Raw genomic sequence first — 16,290 nt, forward strand, 5'->3', positions numbered from 1 at the left:
CCACAGGCGCAGCTCGGAACGGCCGAACTTGGTGGTCACCTCGACGCCGACGAAGGCGCGGGCCTGGGCGTATCCGGCGCAGCCGGACAGGCCGAGCGTGGAGTCCTTCCAGTTCACCGACGCCTGCTGCTCGGTGAACTTGAAGCCGCGCAGGTAGCTCTTCTCACCGTAGGCATCCGGACCCTCGAGGTCGAGCAGCCAGAAGGTGGACGCCTGGCCGGGGCCCAGCGTCAGGTTGCCGCCGGTGCTGACCCCGCCGCTGCCCTTGCCTTCCCAGGTGGTGGCGGCGTTCGCGCCACCGGTGCCGTTGCCGCCGCTGATGTCGACCTGGCAGCCGACCACGTAGCCGGGGTAGATCTTCGAGTACTTGTGCTCGCCGTGGATCTCCACCTCGGCCCGGCCGGACGCCCACACATTGCGGTGCAGCGGAGTGGCACCCATGGACGGGTTGATATTGACCGACTCGTTCACCAGCCGGATGGTGACGGCGGTGCCGTCGGGCAGCGTCTGGGTGATCTCACCGCCGGGCAGCGGAATGAAGGTGTCGGCGTGCGCGGCACCCGGGGAGAACAGGCCCAGCGCGACGGTGGCGGTCGCCGCGACACCGGCCAGGCGGGCGGCGGCTTTCTTCAGGATGGTCATGATGATGTCTCTTTCGGAGCGTGAATGCTGTTCAGCACGAGGGGGATCGACGAAGACGGCCGGTGTCAGCCGATGCTGAACGGAGCCCCGTAGAGGGTGGTCTTCGAGTAGTTGGTGCCGATGATCTCGACCACGGTGTAGGCGCGCGCCTGTGCGTATCCGGCGCAGCCCTGGATCTGGAGTTCCACATCCTTGTAGCTGACGTGGTACTGGCCCGCCTCGACGATGTCGAAGCCCTCGACGCCGACGAACTTGACCTCGCCGGGGCCGATCTTCACCGAGATGGAGCCACCGGCGTTCATGCCGGTGGTGGTGATGCCGCCGGAGACGCCGGCGGAGATGGCGTTGTCGGCGATGCTGACCTGGCAGCCGATGATGTAGCCGGTGTTGATGCGCGAGGAGCCGTGCGTCGAGGAGTTGTTGGTACCCGGCGCACCGCTGCCGCCGACAAAGGGCTTGGGGTCGCCCTTCGGGGTTTCGGTTACGTCGGCGAGTACGGTGCCGCTCACCCAGGCCACGCGTCCGGCGCCGTTGGCAGCCATGGACGGCGAGATCAGGGCGCTCTCCGCGACCCGCTTGATGGTCACGCCGGGTCCGACCGTCTCACCGTCCGGCAGCGGGACGAAGGTGTCGGCGGTCGCCGTACCGCTGGCCAGCCCGAGGGCGGCGGTTGCCAGCGCGGAGGCAGCAAGGAGTTTTCGCATCGTGGGATTTCCTCATCAGGTGGGTGAATCGAATCGCGTTCTCGGACAACTCGCAGCGACCGGGAACCGACTCGCGTCTAGCAGTGGGAAGGACTACCACCACCAGGACCGGGAATAGGGCTCGTACGGTGTAAAAATATGGGATGTATCACAGTGCTGTGGCGAAAATGCCTGGTGGGCAAATGAGTTCGCTAAGAAGGAGGGTATTGGCCGTGCTGCTCCCCGGCATTGGCGCGGCTGGACAAATCCCCCGGTTTGTAGGTTAGGCTAACCTCGCTTGATGTGACCGGAGTCGTTGACGTGCCGCGTGACCTGCACTGACGCGCTGATGAGAAAGCCCCGATGGACAGACCGCGAGAAAGCCTCAGCACGGCCAGCGATGCTCCGGCAATCGTCGCCGCGCCCACCCGGCACTGGCGGGGTTGGCTCGCGGCGGGTGCGGTGCTAGCGCTCGTCTGCCTGTTCAGCCTGCTCGTCGGAGCGAAAGCCATTGCCGTGGGCGAAGTCTGGGCAGCCCTGTGGCACGGCGGCGACTCTCCGGACCGGCTGATCGTCACCGAGTACCGGCTGCCGCGCACCCTGCTCGGGCTGTTGGCGGGCGTCGCGCTCGGCGTCGCGGGCTGCCTGATGCAGGGACTCACCCGCAATCCGCTCGCCGATCCGGGGCTGCTGGGCATCAATGCCGGGGCCGCCTTCGCGATCACCGTCGCGGTCGCCTTCCTCGGTGTCACCGAGCTCGCCTCCTACGTGTGGTTCGGCTTCATCGGTGCCGCGCTCATCGCGCTGGTGGTGTACCGCCTGGGCACCGCGGGCAGGCAGGGGGCGGATCCGGTGCGCCTGACCCTGGCGGGCGTGGCGGTCACCGCGGTGCTGACCGGCCTGACCAAGGGACTGATCCTGCTGAACGCCAAGGCTTTCGACGAGATGCGCCAGTGGGATTCCGGATCGCTGACCGGGCGAGGCTACGACATCATCGCCGGTGCCGCGCCCTTCATCGCCGTCGGACTGGTGGCCGCCGTCACCGCCGCCCGGTCGCTCAATGCCGTCGCCCTCGGCGACGATCTGGCCCATTCACTGGGCGTGCGCGTCACCCGCACCCGGCTGCTCACCGCCGCGGCCCTGACCCTGCTGTGCGGCACCGCGACAGCCGCCGTCGGTCCCATCACCTTCATCGGCCTGGCGGTCCCGCACATCGCGCGCTGGATCGTGGGCCCCGACCAGCGATGGATCATCGCCTACTCGCTGCTGCTCGCGCCGACCCTGGTGCTGGGCGCGGATGTACTGGGCCGCATCCTCATTCCCGGTGACGAGGTCCCGGCGGGTCTGGTGACCGCCTTCCTCGGCGCACCGGTGCTCATCTGGCTGGCCCGTCGCGCCCGGGCGGGTGCGGCATGAGCACGGCGATCGACTTCGGCCGCACCACCCTGGTGGTGCGCGCCCGCGGCCGCAGCGTCCGGATGGGGCTGCGCACCGTCGTGGTGTGCGCGGTGCTGCTGGCCGTGGCGCTGGGTGTGGCCGTACTGGCCCTGGGCACGGGCGATTACGCCATTCCACCGGATCGGGTGGTGCGCGCCCTGTTCGTCGGTGACAACCGCTTCGACCGACTCGTGGTGTGGGAGTGGCGATTCCCACGGGTGCTGCTCGCGCTGGCGCTCGGCGCGGCCTTGGGCGTGAGCGGCGCGATCCTGCAATCGGTGACCCGGAATCCGCTGGGCAGTCCGGATATCGTGGGATTCAACACCGGGGCCTACACCGGTGCGCTGATCGTCATGCTCACCCTGGGCGGCGGCAGCTTCCAGACCGCGGCCGGTGCGTTGCTCGGCGGTCTCGGTGCGGCGCTGGCCATTCAACTGCTGGCCTTCCGCCATCATGTCAGCGGCTTCCGGCTGATCATCGTGGGCATCGGCGTGAGCGCCATGCTGGCCTCGGTCAACACCTGGCTGATCCTGCGGGCCGATCTGCACGCGGCCATGTCGGCCGCCGCCTGGGGCGCGGGTTCCCTGAACGGCCTGTCCTGGCCCCAGGTCGGTCCGGCACTGGCCATCCTGGCAGTCCTGACCGTCGCCGTGTTTCCGGCCGAGCCCCGGCTGCGCACGCTGGAACTGGGCGATGATCTGGCCCACGCCTTCGGGATTCGAGTGGGCCGGGCCCGCATGCTGCTGATCGTGCTGAGCGTGGCGCTCACCGCGACCGCCACCGCCGTCGCCGGACCGATCGCCTTCGTGGCCCTGGCCGCGCCGCAACTGGGTCGCCGCCTGGCGCGCACCCCGTCCACCGCGCTCGCCCCGGCCGCCGCCATGGGTGCGCTGCTGCTGGTCGCCTGCGACTGGATCGCCCAGCGTGCCTTCGCCCCCACCACGCTTCCGGTCGGCGTCGTCACCGTCTCGATCGGCGGACTGTACCTGGCCTATCTGCTGGTGGCCGAGGCGCGACGGAACTAGAGGAAGCGACGATGAACGAAACCGCCGATACCGCTGGGGAATCAGCCGCCGCCGCGGCGCGGCTGCGCGCGGACCGGGTTCGGCTCGGCTACGGCGGCCGCGTGATCAGTGACGGGCTCTCGGTGGATATTCCGGATGGGACGTTCACCGTCATCATCGGCCCCAACGCCTGCGGTAAGTCCACGCTGCTGCGGGCGCTGGCCCGGCTGCTGAAGCCCGAGGACGGCGCGGTGCTGTTGGACGGCAAGGCGATCGCGTCGTATCCGGCCAAAGAGGTGGCGCGGCGCATCGGCCTGCTGCCGCAGACCTCCACCGCGCCCGACGGCATCCGAGTGGCGGATCTGGTGGCACGTGGCCGCTATCCGCATCAGTCGCTGCTGCGGCAGTGGTCGCGAGCCGACGCCGAGGCCGTCGCCGCCGCCATGGCCGCCACCGGCGTGACCGAACTGTCCGCGCGCCCGGTGGACGAACTGTCCGGCGGGCAGCGGCAGCGGGTGTGGATCGCCATGGTGCTGGCGCAGGACACGCCGGTGATCCTGCTGGACGAACCCACCACCTACCTGGATATCGCCCACCAGATTCACCTGCTGGATCTGTGCCGGGCGCTGAATCGGGAATCCGGTCGCACTGTGGTGGCGGTGCTGCACGACCTGAACCACGCCTTCCGCTACGCCGATCACCTCATCGCCATGCGGGACGGGCGCGTGGTCGCCGCCGGACCGCCCGGTGAGATCGTCACGGCGGAGCTGGTGCGGGAGGTCTTCTCGCTCGGCTGCCGGGTGATCGACGATCCGGAAACCGGTGCGCCGCTGGTCGTTCCACTGGCGCGCGACGCGGCCCGAATCGGTTGACGACCGCCGGTCGGGGTGCGTCGAGACGAAGCTTCCCCACTCCAACTTAAGTTAGTCTAACCTACTTCAGTTGTCTTTTGGTGGGACGTCCGCAGGGGTGGTGCGGGCCGAATGTTGTTGCTGATGAAGGGAGTTGCCGTGGTGTCGGTGGAGCGGAACGATGCGAGAACCTCTCTCGGACTGCCGCTGACCGGACCGCAGCTGGGCATCTGGAACGCTCAGCGCTTCGATCCCGACTCGGACCGCTACCTGGTCGGCGAGGTGCTGGAGATCACCGGCGACGCTCCCGTCGATGTCGAACTGCTCGCCGAGGCCATCCGTCGCACCGTGGCCGAGGCCGAGAACATGCGGTTGCGCTTCCGGGAAACCGCCGAGGGGCCACGGCAGTTCGTCACCGATGCCGAGGCCGTGCTGCGGCCGACCATCGACCTGCGCGCCGCCGCCGAACCCGTGGCGCTGGCCCACGAGGCGGTGGCCCTCGAACGGCAGCGCGCCGCCGAGGACTGCCGCGCCATGGTGGACCGGCAGCTGTACAACTACACGCTCATCCGGGTCACCGACTGCCAGGTGTGGTGCGTGCAGCTTTACCACCACCTCATCGTGGACGGTTACAGCGCGGCCCTGCTCTCGCGTCGGGTGGCCGCGCACTACACCGCGCTGCGGCGCGGAAAGCCCGCGCCCAAGCCCACTTTCGGCACCATCGCCGCGCTGGTGGCGGAGGAGCGGGAGTACCGCGCCGGTGCGCAATTCGAACTCGACCGCCGGTTCTGGCGCGATCAGCTCACCCCGTGGCCCGATCTCGACGGCCGCGGTCGTCACGTGGGCGGAGCGGTGGAGCGCACCCTGCGCGCCGAGGCCGTGCTGTCGGCCGAAACGCTGGCCCGGCTGCGTGAATGCGCGGAGAACTACGGCATCACCTGGGCGGATGTACTGGTGGCGAGCTACGCGGCCTTCCTGAACCGGCAGCTCGGCACCTCCGATGTGGTGATCTCCATGCTGCTCATGGGCCGAGTCGGCCGGGCCGCCCTGACGACCCCGGCTATGGCCGTGAACGTGCTGCCGCTGCGCCTGCCCGTGCGCGCCGACGACCGCCTGAGCGATCTCGGGCCGCGCGTGGCCGAGGCGTTGCGTGCGGTGCGGGCGCACCAGCGCTACAGCGGCGACGATCTGGCCCGCGACTTCCACGGTTACGGTGCGGGCGAGCTGCTGCACGGCGTCGGCATCAACCTCAAGGTCTTCGACTTCGCACTGGACTTCGACGGTGCGCGCGGCGTCCTGCGCAATGTGGCCGGCGGGCCGCCGGAGGACCTCGGCCTGACCGTCACCCCGCTGCCCGACGGCACGGTGCTGCTCGGCTTCGAACCCGATGCGCGCACCAATGATCCGGAGGATGTGCGGCGGCGCATCGACGGCTTGGTTCGGGTGATCGACGCCTTCACCGGCGGTGGCAAACCCGCGGTCGGGGCGCTGGAACTCATCGCGCGGGCGGAGCGCGCCCGGCTGCTGGCCGCCCGGTCCGGCGCGGCGGCGACCGACAGCGCCGAACTGGTGCCGGACGCCCTGGAGCGTCTGGTGGCCGAGCGACCCGACACCGTCGTACTCGCGGCGGGCAGCGGACAACCGCATGAGAACCCTTGGACAGCAGCCGAATTCGGCATCCGGGTGAACCGCCTCGCCCGCTGGCTGCGCGGCCGGGGAGTGGGCCCGGAATCCGTGGTCGGCATCGCCCTGCCCCGCACGCCGAACCTGGTGGTGGCCATGTTCGCGGTGTGGCGTGCGGGCGGCGTCTTCCTGCCCCTGGACCCCGAACATCCCCTCCCGCGCCTGCGCGCCGTCATCGACGACGCCGACCCCGAATTGGTGCTCAGCGCGGGCGACCTGGCGGCCCGGCTAGCGGCCGAGGACGACGCTCGCGACCCGAAAGCCGTCGGGTCCGGTGCAGGGTGTCCGGAGCACGGACGAACACCGAGCCGTTATGTGGACATCGACGCCGTGGGATTCCACGACGAACTCGACCGGTGCTCGGGCGCTCCATTCGATACCGACGATGTGGACGGTGCGGGGGTCGGCCCCGAACCGCTGACCCGGCAGACGGGGGACCCCTCCTCCCGGATCGGGTCGACCTGGATGGTCAGTGACCGCTCCTCCGGGACCGAGTCGACCGTACCCGAGACCGTGGGTGCGGGTGCTGATCGCGGTACGGGCTCCACCGCGGCGGCGGTCGCGGATTCGCGAGCGTTGGCGGCGGTCGCATCTGCACCCGGGTCCGCTCCACGCGTCGTCGCCCCGGCCGAGGACGGCACGGTGTCGGCTCTCGCCGTCGGCGCGGGGGCAGGCGCACGGAAGCCGTCGTCGCCCAGCGGCGGTCCGGACGCGGGACACGGCGCGTACCTGATCTACACGTCCGGGTCGACCGGGCGGCCCAAGGGCGTGCTGGTGGAGCATGGGGCGTTGGCGGCGCTGCTGGCCGCGCATCGGGCCGGGATGTACGCCGAGACGGCCGAGCGCGCGGGACGGCCGCTGGCCGTGGCGCATACGACGTCGTTCGCCTTCGACGCCGCGCTCGATCCGTTGCTGTGGCTGCTCGACGGCCACCGTATCCACCTGTACGACAGTGAGATTCGGCGTGATCCCGGCGCACTGGTCGCGGCCTTCGCGCGGGACGGGATCGACGTCGTGGACGGAACGCCCACCTTCGCGGCGGCGCTGTTGGAGCACGGGTTGGCCGATATCGGGCCGCGACTGCTGGCGCTCGGCGGGGAGGCGTGCCCGCCGGAGCTGTGGCGGGCCGTGCAGCGCGCGGGGATCACGGCGGTCAATCTGTACGGGCCGACCGAGGCCACCGTCGACGCGCTCAGCGCACCGGTGGACGGCGCGCTTCCGGCTATCGGTGCGCCGGTTCGGGGAGCGCGAATCCATCTGCTGGACAATGCCCTCCAGGCGGTCGCCGACCATCGGGTGGGCGAGTTGTATCTGGCCGGACCGCAGCTCGCGCGCGGCTATCTCGGCCGTGCGGACGTGACGGCGGACCGCTTCGTCGCCGACCCCTACGGACCGCCGGGCGCGCGCATGTACCGCACCGGCGACCGGGCGCGCTGGGTGCCCGGTCGTGGTTACGAGTACGTCGGCCGCGTCGACAATCAGGTCAAGATCCGCGGTCACCGCGTGGAACTGGGGGAGGTCGAGGCCGCGCTCGGGGCGCTGCCCGAGGTGCGGGCGGCGGCCGCCGACATTCGTGAGATCTCCGGACGACCCACGCTCGTCGGCTACGTGGTCGCGGCCGGGGCCGCGCCGAACGCGGTCGAACTGCGTTCGCGGCTGGCGGATGTGGTGCCCGACCACATGGTGCCGTCGCGGCTGGTCGTGGTGGACGCGCTGCCGCACACCGTGAACGGGAAGATCGACCGTGCGGCGTTGCCCGAACCGCCGTCCGACACCGGCGGCCGTCCGCCATCCACCCCGGCGGAGATCGCGGTGTGCGAGGTGGTCGGGTCCGCGCTCGGTCACGACACCGTCAGTGTGGACGAGGACTTCTTCGGTGTCGGCGGGGACAGCATCACCGCCATCAGCGTCAGCAGCCGCCTGCGTGAGCGCGGGCTCGTGCTGTCACCGCAGGAGCTGCTGTCCCGCCGGGCGCTGAGCGAACTCGCCGCCGGCGCAACGGTTGTCGGGGAGGCCGCGCTCCCCGGCCGACCCGCGCGGGGGCTGACGCTGCCGCGGACGAGCCTGGACGAGCTGACCGCCCGCTACGGCGAGATCGCCGACGTACTGCCGCTGTCCCCCTTGCAGGAGGGCCTGCTCTTCCACGCACTGCGCGACGGAGACGCCGACGTCTACACCATGACGGCGCGATTCGACCTGGAGGGTCCGGTCGCCCCGGACCGGCTGGCGACGGCCTTCCAGCGCATGCTGGCCCGGCACCCGAATCTGGGTGCGGCCTTCCGCTACGAGGACTTCGATCAGCCGGTCCAGGTGGTTCCGGCCGTGCCGCGGGCCGACGTCCGGGTGGTGGACCTGCGCGACCGCACGGCCGGGGCCGCCGAGCGGACCGCCGCCGAACTGGAGTTGCGCGCGGGTGCCGAACCCGTCGATATCGCCGAACCGCCGCTACTGCGCGTCGTCCTGATCCGCCTGACCGATACCGCGCACCGACTGGTGCTCATCGCCCACCATCTGCTCGCCGACGGCTGGTCGGTGCCGATCATGCTGCGCGAAACGCTCGCGCTGTACCACGGCGACGACCGACATCTGCCCGCCCCACCGTATTACGGTGACTATCTGGCCTGGCTCGGCGGCCGCGACAACGCGACGGCGGTCGAACGGTGGAGCGACTACCTGGCCGGGTTGCCCGCACCCACGCTGGTGGGTGTCCCCGCGGGGCGACGCTTGCCCGCCGTCGGCCGCGACGTCGACCTACCCGCGACCCTGGGCACCGACCTGGAAGCGTTGGGCCGCCGGCACGGCCTCACCATGAGCACGCTCGTACAGGGCGCATGGGCGATGGTGCTCGCCGAGTACGTCGGCCGCACCGATGTGGTCTTCGGGACCGTCATCTCCGGCCGCCCGGCCGAACTGCCGGAGGTCGAGAGAACCGTTGGGCTGTTCAGCAATACGGTGCCGGTACGCGTGCGGCTGGACTCGGACCGGCCGCTCGCCGCGCAGCTCGGTGAGATCCAGCGGTCGTGCTTCGACATACAGGCCCACGGCTATCTCGGCCTGGCCACCGTCGAACGCGCTGCCGGGCTCGGACGACTCTTCGACACCCTCGTCGTCTTCGAGAACTTCCCGAAATCGGGCCTGCGCCAACCCGACACCCATGAGGTGCGGGTCGCGGACGTAGCGGTGCACAGCCTCACCCACTTCCCGATCACGGTCACCGCACGCCCCGGCGAGCGGTTCCGTCTGATGCTGCACCACGACCCGGCGGCGGTCGCGGATACGACGGCGGCACGCCTGGCCCAGCACCTCGGTGCCGTACTGTCCGCTCTGGTCACCGATCCCACCGCCACGGTGGCGGCGCTGGCCGCCGCGACGGCTCTGCGGGAAACGCGGGGCAGCACGCTCGCGGACTGGGGGACCGTCGTCGCACCGACGGCACCGGCCGTGACGCTCGCGGACACCACGATCGACCACGGCGAGTTCCACGCCCGCGCGAATCGTCTGGCGCGCTGGCTGATCGCGCGCGGTATCGGCCCCGAGACCGTGGTGGCGTCGACCATGCCGCGCACCATCGACGCGGTCGTCGCCGCCCACGCCATCGCGCGCTCCGGCGGCGTCTACCTGCCGGTCGACCCCGACCAGCCCGCCCAGCGCCGCGAACGCATACTCGACACCGCCGCTCCGGCGCTGGTTCTGGAATCTCTGGACGATATCGACACCGCCGGATTCGCGGACACCGAACTGGGCGATGCCGATCGCATCGCACCGCTGCGGCCCGCCCATACCGCCTACCTGCTGTTCACCTCCGGCTCCACCGGCGTGCCCAAGGGAGTGGCAGTCAGCCACGAGTCCATTGTGAACACCTTCGAATGGCTGTGGGAGCAGCAGCGTTTCGGCCCCGGCGATACCGTGCTGTACCGCACCCCGCCCATTTTCGACGCCTCGCTGTTGGAGCTGTATCTGCCGCTGCTGGTCGGCGCGCGGATCGTGCTCACCCGCCCGGACGGCCACCGCGACCCCTACTACCAGGCCGAACTCATGCGCGCCGAGCAGGTCAGCGTCGTGCAGATGACGACCTCCATGCTGACCGTGCTCGCCGAGGAGACCGATCTGGCCGGGTGCGCCGATCTGCGCTGCGTCATCACCGGCGGGGAGGCGCTGCCCCCGGCTACCGCGCGGCGGGTACGGGAACTGACCGGCGCACGGGTGCACAACCTGTACGGCCCGACCGAGGCCGCGGTGTGCATCACCTACCACGAGGCCACCGACGCCGATACCGCATCGGTGCCGATCGGCAAGCCCGCCAAGGGATCCGGGGCCCGCGTCTTGGACGAGCGGCTGCTCCCCGTCCCGGCCGGAACCATCGGCGAGCTCTACCTGACCGGTGCCCAGCTGGCCCGCGGCTACCTGTCCCGCCCCGACCTGACCGCCGCCGCCTTCGTCGCCGACCCCTACGCCCCCGGTGCCCGCATGTACCGCACCGGTGACCTGGTGAAGTGGAACCCGAACGGCGAACTCGACTACCTCGGCCGCGGCGACAGCCAGGTGAAACTGCGCGGCCAGCGCATCGAACTCGGCGATATCGAAGCGGCCCTGTCGACCTGCACCGGCGTGGCGCAGGCGGCGGTCCTGCTGCGCGAGGACACCCCCGGCGACCAGCGCCTGGTGGCCTACCTCATCCCGCGCGCCGGTGCCGATCTCGACCCCGACACGATCCGCACCGAACTGCGAACCACCCTCCCCGCGTACATGATCCCCGCCGGCTACGTGGCCCTCGACCGGATCCCCCGCACCGCCAGCGAGAAGATCGACCGCAGGGCCCTGCCGGTCCCGAGCTACGACGCCGACCTTGCCGACTCGACCGCTCCGGGAGTCCCCGGCGGCCGGACACCAGCCCACGAAACGCCGGGCGAGAGTGCGGACCGCGCTCGGAACGGCGTCGGCGCAGCGGAGCATGAGTCTCCGGGACGAAACGATCTGTCGGGCACGGCGGGTCTCGCGCGGACAGCGGATGCCGCCGTGCCGCGCGACCCCGGCTCGGTCTCGGAATCCGCGCCGACAGCGGGTACCGGCGTGGTGGAGAACTCCGGCCCGGCGGCGGAGGCAGCGACGTGCGGCACCGGCCGCGCAACGATGCCCGCAGACCCGCACACGGTGCCGAGCAGTCGTTCGGCCACAGCCCGATCCGCGGCGGCGGGCGGAAACACGGCCGCGTCCTCCCAGCTCCCCGGGGAGCCGGAGTGCCCACCTGCGGGCGGGCTCGCGTCGGTGGTGGCCGCTGCCGTCGCGCAGGCAACCGATTCGCACACGGAGGCAGCGCTGCTCGGCGATATCCGCGCCGCCATGGCGGCGGTGCTGTCCGCGCCCGATATCGGCGTGGACGACGACTTCTTCGCCGCGGGCGGTCATTCGCTCACCGCCGTCCGCCTGACCGGCAGGCTGCGACGCACCGGCATGGACACCGTCTTGGACGACATCTTCGCCGCCCCGACCGCACGTGCCCTCGCCCTGCGCATCGGCGCGCGCGGCGCGGTGCTCGGCCCCGCTGCCGCGGGCGGTCTCGCGGACCATTCGGACCGCGCCACCCCGCCTGTCCCGGTCGCCGTGGTCTCCCACCCCGCCCCGGTCCCAGCGGGCACGAATCGTGGCGTGGTCGGCAATGGAACCGCGGGCCCCGGCGGCCTGGCGGATGCATATATGACGGGCGGTAGCGACGGGAGCGCGCGCGGAATCAGCGCTGGGGGCACCGAAGGGCCAGGGGTTGTCGATGGAGCACCGGGCACCGTCGGAACACCCGGTACCAACGGAACACCCGGTACCGATGGAGCCGGGCGCATCGATGGTGGTGCCGAGCCGGAAGGAACTGTGGGCAGCGACCGTGCGGCGATCAGCGCCGCCGCCCATGCCGACGGTCTCGCGCTGTTCGGCGGCCGCCTGGACCACGTGCTGGAACTGCGGTCCGGGGGTTCGGCCGCGCCGCTGTTCTGCGTGCATCCGGTCGGCGGCACCGCCTGGCAGTTCGGGCCGCTGGCCCGGCTGCTGCGGGCGGACCGGCCGATCATCGGCCTGCAACTGCCCACCCTGCGCGACCGGGACTTCCACGCGGACACCCTCGAAGAACTGGCCCGCCACTACCTGGCCACGGTCCGCCGCATCCAGCCGCACGGACCGTACCGCCTGCTCGGCTATTCGCTGGGCGGCAATATCGTGCACGCCATGGCGGCTGCCCTCGAGGCCGAGGGGGAGTCGCTCGCCTATATGGGCCTGGTGGATTCGCATCCGCTGGCCACCCTCGCCGAGCAGGCCGCGCGGGCGCTCACCACCCCTGCCGAGCTGGACCGGCTGCTGCCCGAACTCCCTTCGGACGCACCGGAACTCGCCGCCGCCGTGCGCACCGCCGCGACCGCGCTGCTGGGTATGGTCACCCGTTCCACGCCGCCGCGCTACCACGGCTCCATGGCCCTCTACGCCGCCGACACCGGCACCCAGCCGGGTCGAGCCGAGGCTCAGCTGTCCGGCTGGCTGGCCGACGGCGCGCGGCTGGTGGTGCGCCGCCTGCCCTACTCGCATGTCGACATCGTGTCCCCGACCGGCTGGACCGAGGTCGCGGCGCTGCTGGACGCCGACCCGGCGATCCGCGCATGACCCTCCCCCAGAAGAAGAAAAGAAAGAACACACCATCCATGTCGCTGTACCGAATGACGGCCCGCCTCCGCGCCGCCGTCGCCCTGTTCCTGCTCTCGCTGATCGCGGTGGTGGCGGGCTGTAGCAGTTCCGCCTCCGACGATGCGAGCGCATCCGGCACCCGCGAGGTGCGGACCGATCGCGGTGCGGTGAGCGTGCCCGCCGATCCGCAGCGCATCGTCGTGGTCAACGGATCGCTCGCCGGATACCTCTACGATCTGGGCGCCAAGGTCAAGGCCGCCGACCCGCGCGTACTCGGCGTGACCCTGAAGCCCGGTGAGTTCCCGGCCGCCTGGGCGGACGACGCCAAGGCGCAGGGCACCGAGGTGCTGCCCTCCGGCGACGACATCAACCTGGAGTTCATCGCCTCCCAGCAGCCGGATCTGATCATCGGCGGCGGCCAGGGCTACCCGGGCCAGCAGTCCATCGACGCCTACGACAAGCTCACCGCCATCGCCCCGACCGTGCTGGTGCCCTCGGATCTCACCAACTGGCAGGACCAGCTGAAGTCGGTCGCCGACGCGGTGAACCGGTCGGCCGAGGTCGAGGGGCTGATCAGCTCGTACAACGACAAGGTCGCCGAGGTGAAGTCCAGCATCAAGGTTCCGCAGGGAGCGGTGTCGGTCTTCCAGTCGCGCAAGGATCTCAAGCCCTCGGTCATCGCACCCAGTGGTCCGCTGGCTGCGCTGCTGACCGAGGTCGGCTTCATCATGGACGAACAGGTGGAGGCCAAGGCGGGCAACCCGACCCGACCCGCGGCCGCCGACTGGGTGTCGTTCAGCCCCGAGCTGACCAGCACCGTCGTCGACGCTCCCGTGCTGTTCGTCGTGCGGCTCGACGGCGGCCGCAGCATCGACGAACTGAAGCAGGATCCGATGCTGGGCACCCTCCCGGCCTTCCGGTCCGGCCAGGTCTACGATCTGCCCGCCACCAGCCAGCGCCCCGACTACCGCAATGTGATGGCCACCCTCGACCTGCTCGCGGAGCGCTTCCGGTGACAGTCGTCGGCGGCCTGCTCATCGATACCTCGCCCCTGCGCGCCAGCCGGGAGTTCCGCTGCGCCTTCGCGGCCCGGCTGGTATCGGTGCTGGGGATCGGGCTGCTCATGGTGGCCCTGCCCGTGCAGGTCTACCAGCTGACCGGCTCCTCGCTGCAGGTCGCCGGCGTCACCACGGTCACCGCGGTCGCCCTGTTCGCCGGAAGTCTGGCGGGCGGGGTGATCGCCGACCGCTACGACCGCCGCGACGTCATTCAGTGGTCGCGCACCGCGGCGGGACTCGGGTTCCTCGCGCTCGGCCTGAACGCCCTACTGCCGGAACCGTTCCTGGCCGTCATCTACGCCGCGGGCGTGGTGGACGGTCTGGCCGGTGGCGTCAGCGGCTCGGCGCTGATGGCGCTGGTCCCCATGCTGGTCGGCCGGGAGAAGGTGGCCGCCGCCGGTGCCCTCACCGCGCTGACCTCCGATCTGGGCACCATGGTCACCCCCGCCGTGGCCGGTCTACTGATCGCGAAAACCGGTGTGGGGCTGGCGTTCTTCCTTGCGGCCGGTGCGACCGTGGCCACGGTCGGCCTGATCCGCGCCATCGGACCGCAGCCGCCCCCGGCCCGCGAGATCCAGCACCCGCTGCGGGAGCTGGCCATCGGCATTCGGTTCGCGATGCGGCACCGCGCGATTCGCGCCGCACTGCTGACCGGGCTGATCGCCATGCTGGTGAGCGGCCCGCTGGTGCTGCTGCCCGCCCTGGCCGAACACGATCTCGACGCGGGCACGACCACGCTCGGCCTGCTCTACGCCGCCCCCGGTGCGGGCGCGGTGCTGGGCTCGCTCACCAGCGGCTGGATCGGGCGCAGCGCCCGGCCCGGCCGTGCCCTGCTGATCTCGCTGGCACTCATGCCGCTCGGCGTCATCGTGGCCGGACTGGCGCCGCACGCCGCCGTGGTCTTCCTCGGTCTCGCCGGATTCGGCCTGGCCCGCGCGGTGAACATGGTGCTGCGCTACACCGTGCTCCAGCAGCAGGCCCCCGAGGAGTTGCGCGGCCGGGTGTCCGGCCTGCTCATGGTGCAGGCCGTCACCGGCACCGCCGTCGGCTCCATGGTGGCCGGGTTGGTTGGCCAATTCTTCGCGCCCGGAACCGCTCTCGTGGTCTACGGGCTGTCCGTACTGGTACTCGGCGCGGTCACGGCCCTGGCCGCCGCGCCCCTGTTGGGAAAGGAGTAGCGCCCATGGATCGTGCCGCCTATGCCGAACGCATCACCGAGGTGCTGTCCGGCGAGCACGGAGCCAAGGTCGGCTATCCGATCGGATTGTGCGCGGTGGAGGTGAAACGCACCGTCACGGTGGGAGCCGGTCTGGTGCGCATCACCTTCGGCGGCGAGGAGCTGGCCGGTTTCCACAGCTATGTGCCGGATGAGCATGTGCGCCTTGTCTTTCCGGACGACGACGGGGTGCTGCGGCTGCCGAGGAAGGACGGCCTGTCCCTGGAATGGGGCCAACCGCGCCCGGTGTCGCGGGAGTACACGGTGCGCCGCTTCAGCGCCGCGGACCGGGAACTCGATATCGACTTCGCCATCCACCCCGGCGGTTTGGCCTCGGACTGGGCCCTGGCCGCCACACCGGGCACCCCCATGCATATCGCCGGGCCGCCCGGCGGCGTCGTGGTGCCGACGAACTATGACAAGTTCCTGCTGGCGGGCGATATCACCGCGCTGCCCGCCATCGCTCGCTGGCTGGAGTGGCTGCCGCGTGAGGCGGCCGGATGGGCCGTCATCGAGGTGGGCGGTCCGGACGAGGAGATCGACATCGACGCCCCGCTCGGCTTCGAGGTGCGGTGGGTGCACCGTGGCGATGCCGAACCGGGCACCGGGGACGCCTTCGAGAAGGCGGTCCGGGGTGTGGAAGTGCCTGCCGGGGATCGGGTGTACGTCTGGCTCGCCGGGGAGGCCGGCGTGCTGAAACCGCTGCGCCGCTGGGTGCGCACCGAGCTGGGGGTGGGACCGAAGGACAGCCTGATCGCCGGGTACTGGAAGCGCGGCGTGGCCGATTACGACCGAGACGAGTGAGGGATCATGACGAACGAGAACACCATCGTGGCCGAGCGCGCGCGCGTGATCGCCGATGTGGCGGCCGCGCTGGGCGTGGACCCCGCCGAGCTCACCGACGAGACCGATCTGCTCGATGCCGGACTGGATTCGGTGCGCATCATGTCGCTGGTGGAGAGGTGGCGCTCCGCCGGATTCGAGCACATCGACTTTCCCACGCTGGCCTCCGACCCCGTGCTGGGGTCCTGGATCGAAGCCCTGGGCTGATGC

General features: G+C 71.0%; 10 protein-coding genes. 8 read left to right on the forward strand and 2 right to left on the reverse strand.

The genetic code is table 11. From position 1 onward, the window contains the following. A partial coding sequence (locus QK444_RS16670; RefSeq protein ID WP_282781329.1) for an MspA family porin occupies positions 1 to 642 on the reverse strand: 642 nt, incomplete at its 3' end. 65 nt (positions 643 to 707) lie between these two features. Next, positions 708 to 1,346, reverse strand: coding sequence for an MspA family porin (locus tag QK444_RS16675; RefSeq protein WP_029931915.1), 639 nt, complete (start codon positions 1,344 to 1,346; stop codon positions 708 to 710). Between the two features lie 342 nt (positions 1,347 to 1,688). Here QK444_RS16675 and QK444_RS16680 point away from each other — a divergent pair, with 342 nt between their 5' ends. The 8 genes from QK444_RS16680 (at position 1,689) to QK444_RS16715 (ending at position 16,287) form a co-directional block, all read left to right on the forward strand. After that, a complete protein-coding gene (locus tag QK444_RS16680; protein WP_282781331.1) occupies positions 1,689 to 2,741 on the forward strand; it encodes an iron chelate uptake ABC transporter family permease subunit in 1,053 nt (350 codons plus the stop codon). Then, positions 2,738 to 3,787 (forward strand): iron chelate uptake ABC transporter family permease subunit, encoded by a 1,050-nt coding sequence (locus tag QK444_RS16685; protein ID WP_282781333.1) that lies wholly within the window; start codon positions 2,738 to 2,740, stop codon positions 3,785 to 3,787. The genes QK444_RS16680 and QK444_RS16685 overlap by 4 nt, the downstream gene beginning before the upstream one ends. 11 nt (positions 3,788 to 3,798) lie before the next feature. Continuing rightward, positions 3,799 to 4,638 carry an ABC transporter ATP-binding protein gene (locus QK444_RS16690; protein WP_282781335.1) on the forward strand — a complete coding sequence of 280 codons (840 nt, stop codon included), beginning with the start codon at positions 3,799 to 3,801 and terminating at the stop codon, positions 4,636 to 4,638. Positions 4,639 to 4,761: 123 nt separating this feature from the next. Beyond that, on the forward strand, positions 4,762 to 12,942 hold the full coding sequence (locus QK444_RS16695; RefSeq protein ID WP_282781337.1) for a non-ribosomal peptide synthetase: 8,181 nt from the start codon (positions 4,762 to 4,764) through the stop codon (positions 12,940 to 12,942). 38 nt (positions 12,943 to 12,980) lie between these two features. Beyond that, positions 12,981 to 13,979 (forward strand): ABC transporter substrate-binding protein, encoded by a 999-nt coding sequence (locus QK444_RS16700; RefSeq protein ID WP_282781339.1) that lies wholly within the window; start codon positions 12,981 to 12,983, stop codon positions 13,977 to 13,979. Then, on the forward strand, positions 13,976 to 15,199 hold the full coding sequence (gene entS / locus QK444_RS16705; RefSeq protein WP_282781341.1) for an enterobactin transporter EntS: 1,224 nt from the start codon (positions 13,976 to 13,978) through the stop codon (positions 15,197 to 15,199). The genes QK444_RS16700 and entS overlap by 4 nt, the downstream gene beginning before the upstream one ends. A 5-nt stretch (positions 15,200 to 15,204) precedes the next feature. After that, complete coding sequence (locus QK444_RS16710) at positions 15,205 to 16,041, forward strand: siderophore-interacting protein (RefSeq protein ID WP_282781343.1); 837 nt, start codon at positions 15,205 to 15,207, stop codon at positions 16,039 to 16,041. Between the two features lie 6 nt (positions 16,042 to 16,047). Then, on the forward strand, positions 16,048 to 16,287 hold the full coding sequence (locus QK444_RS16715; RefSeq protein ID WP_282781345.1) for a phosphopantetheine-binding protein: 240 nt from the start codon (positions 16,048 to 16,050) through the stop codon (positions 16,285 to 16,287). Positions 16,288 to 16,290 lie beyond the last annotated feature (3 nt).

This window comes from Nocardia sp. CC201C, from assembly GCF_030010695.1.
In the GTDB taxonomy this organism is placed as follows: domain Bacteria; phylum Actinomycetota; class Actinomycetes; order Mycobacteriales; family Mycobacteriaceae; genus Nocardia; species Nocardia otitidiscaviarum.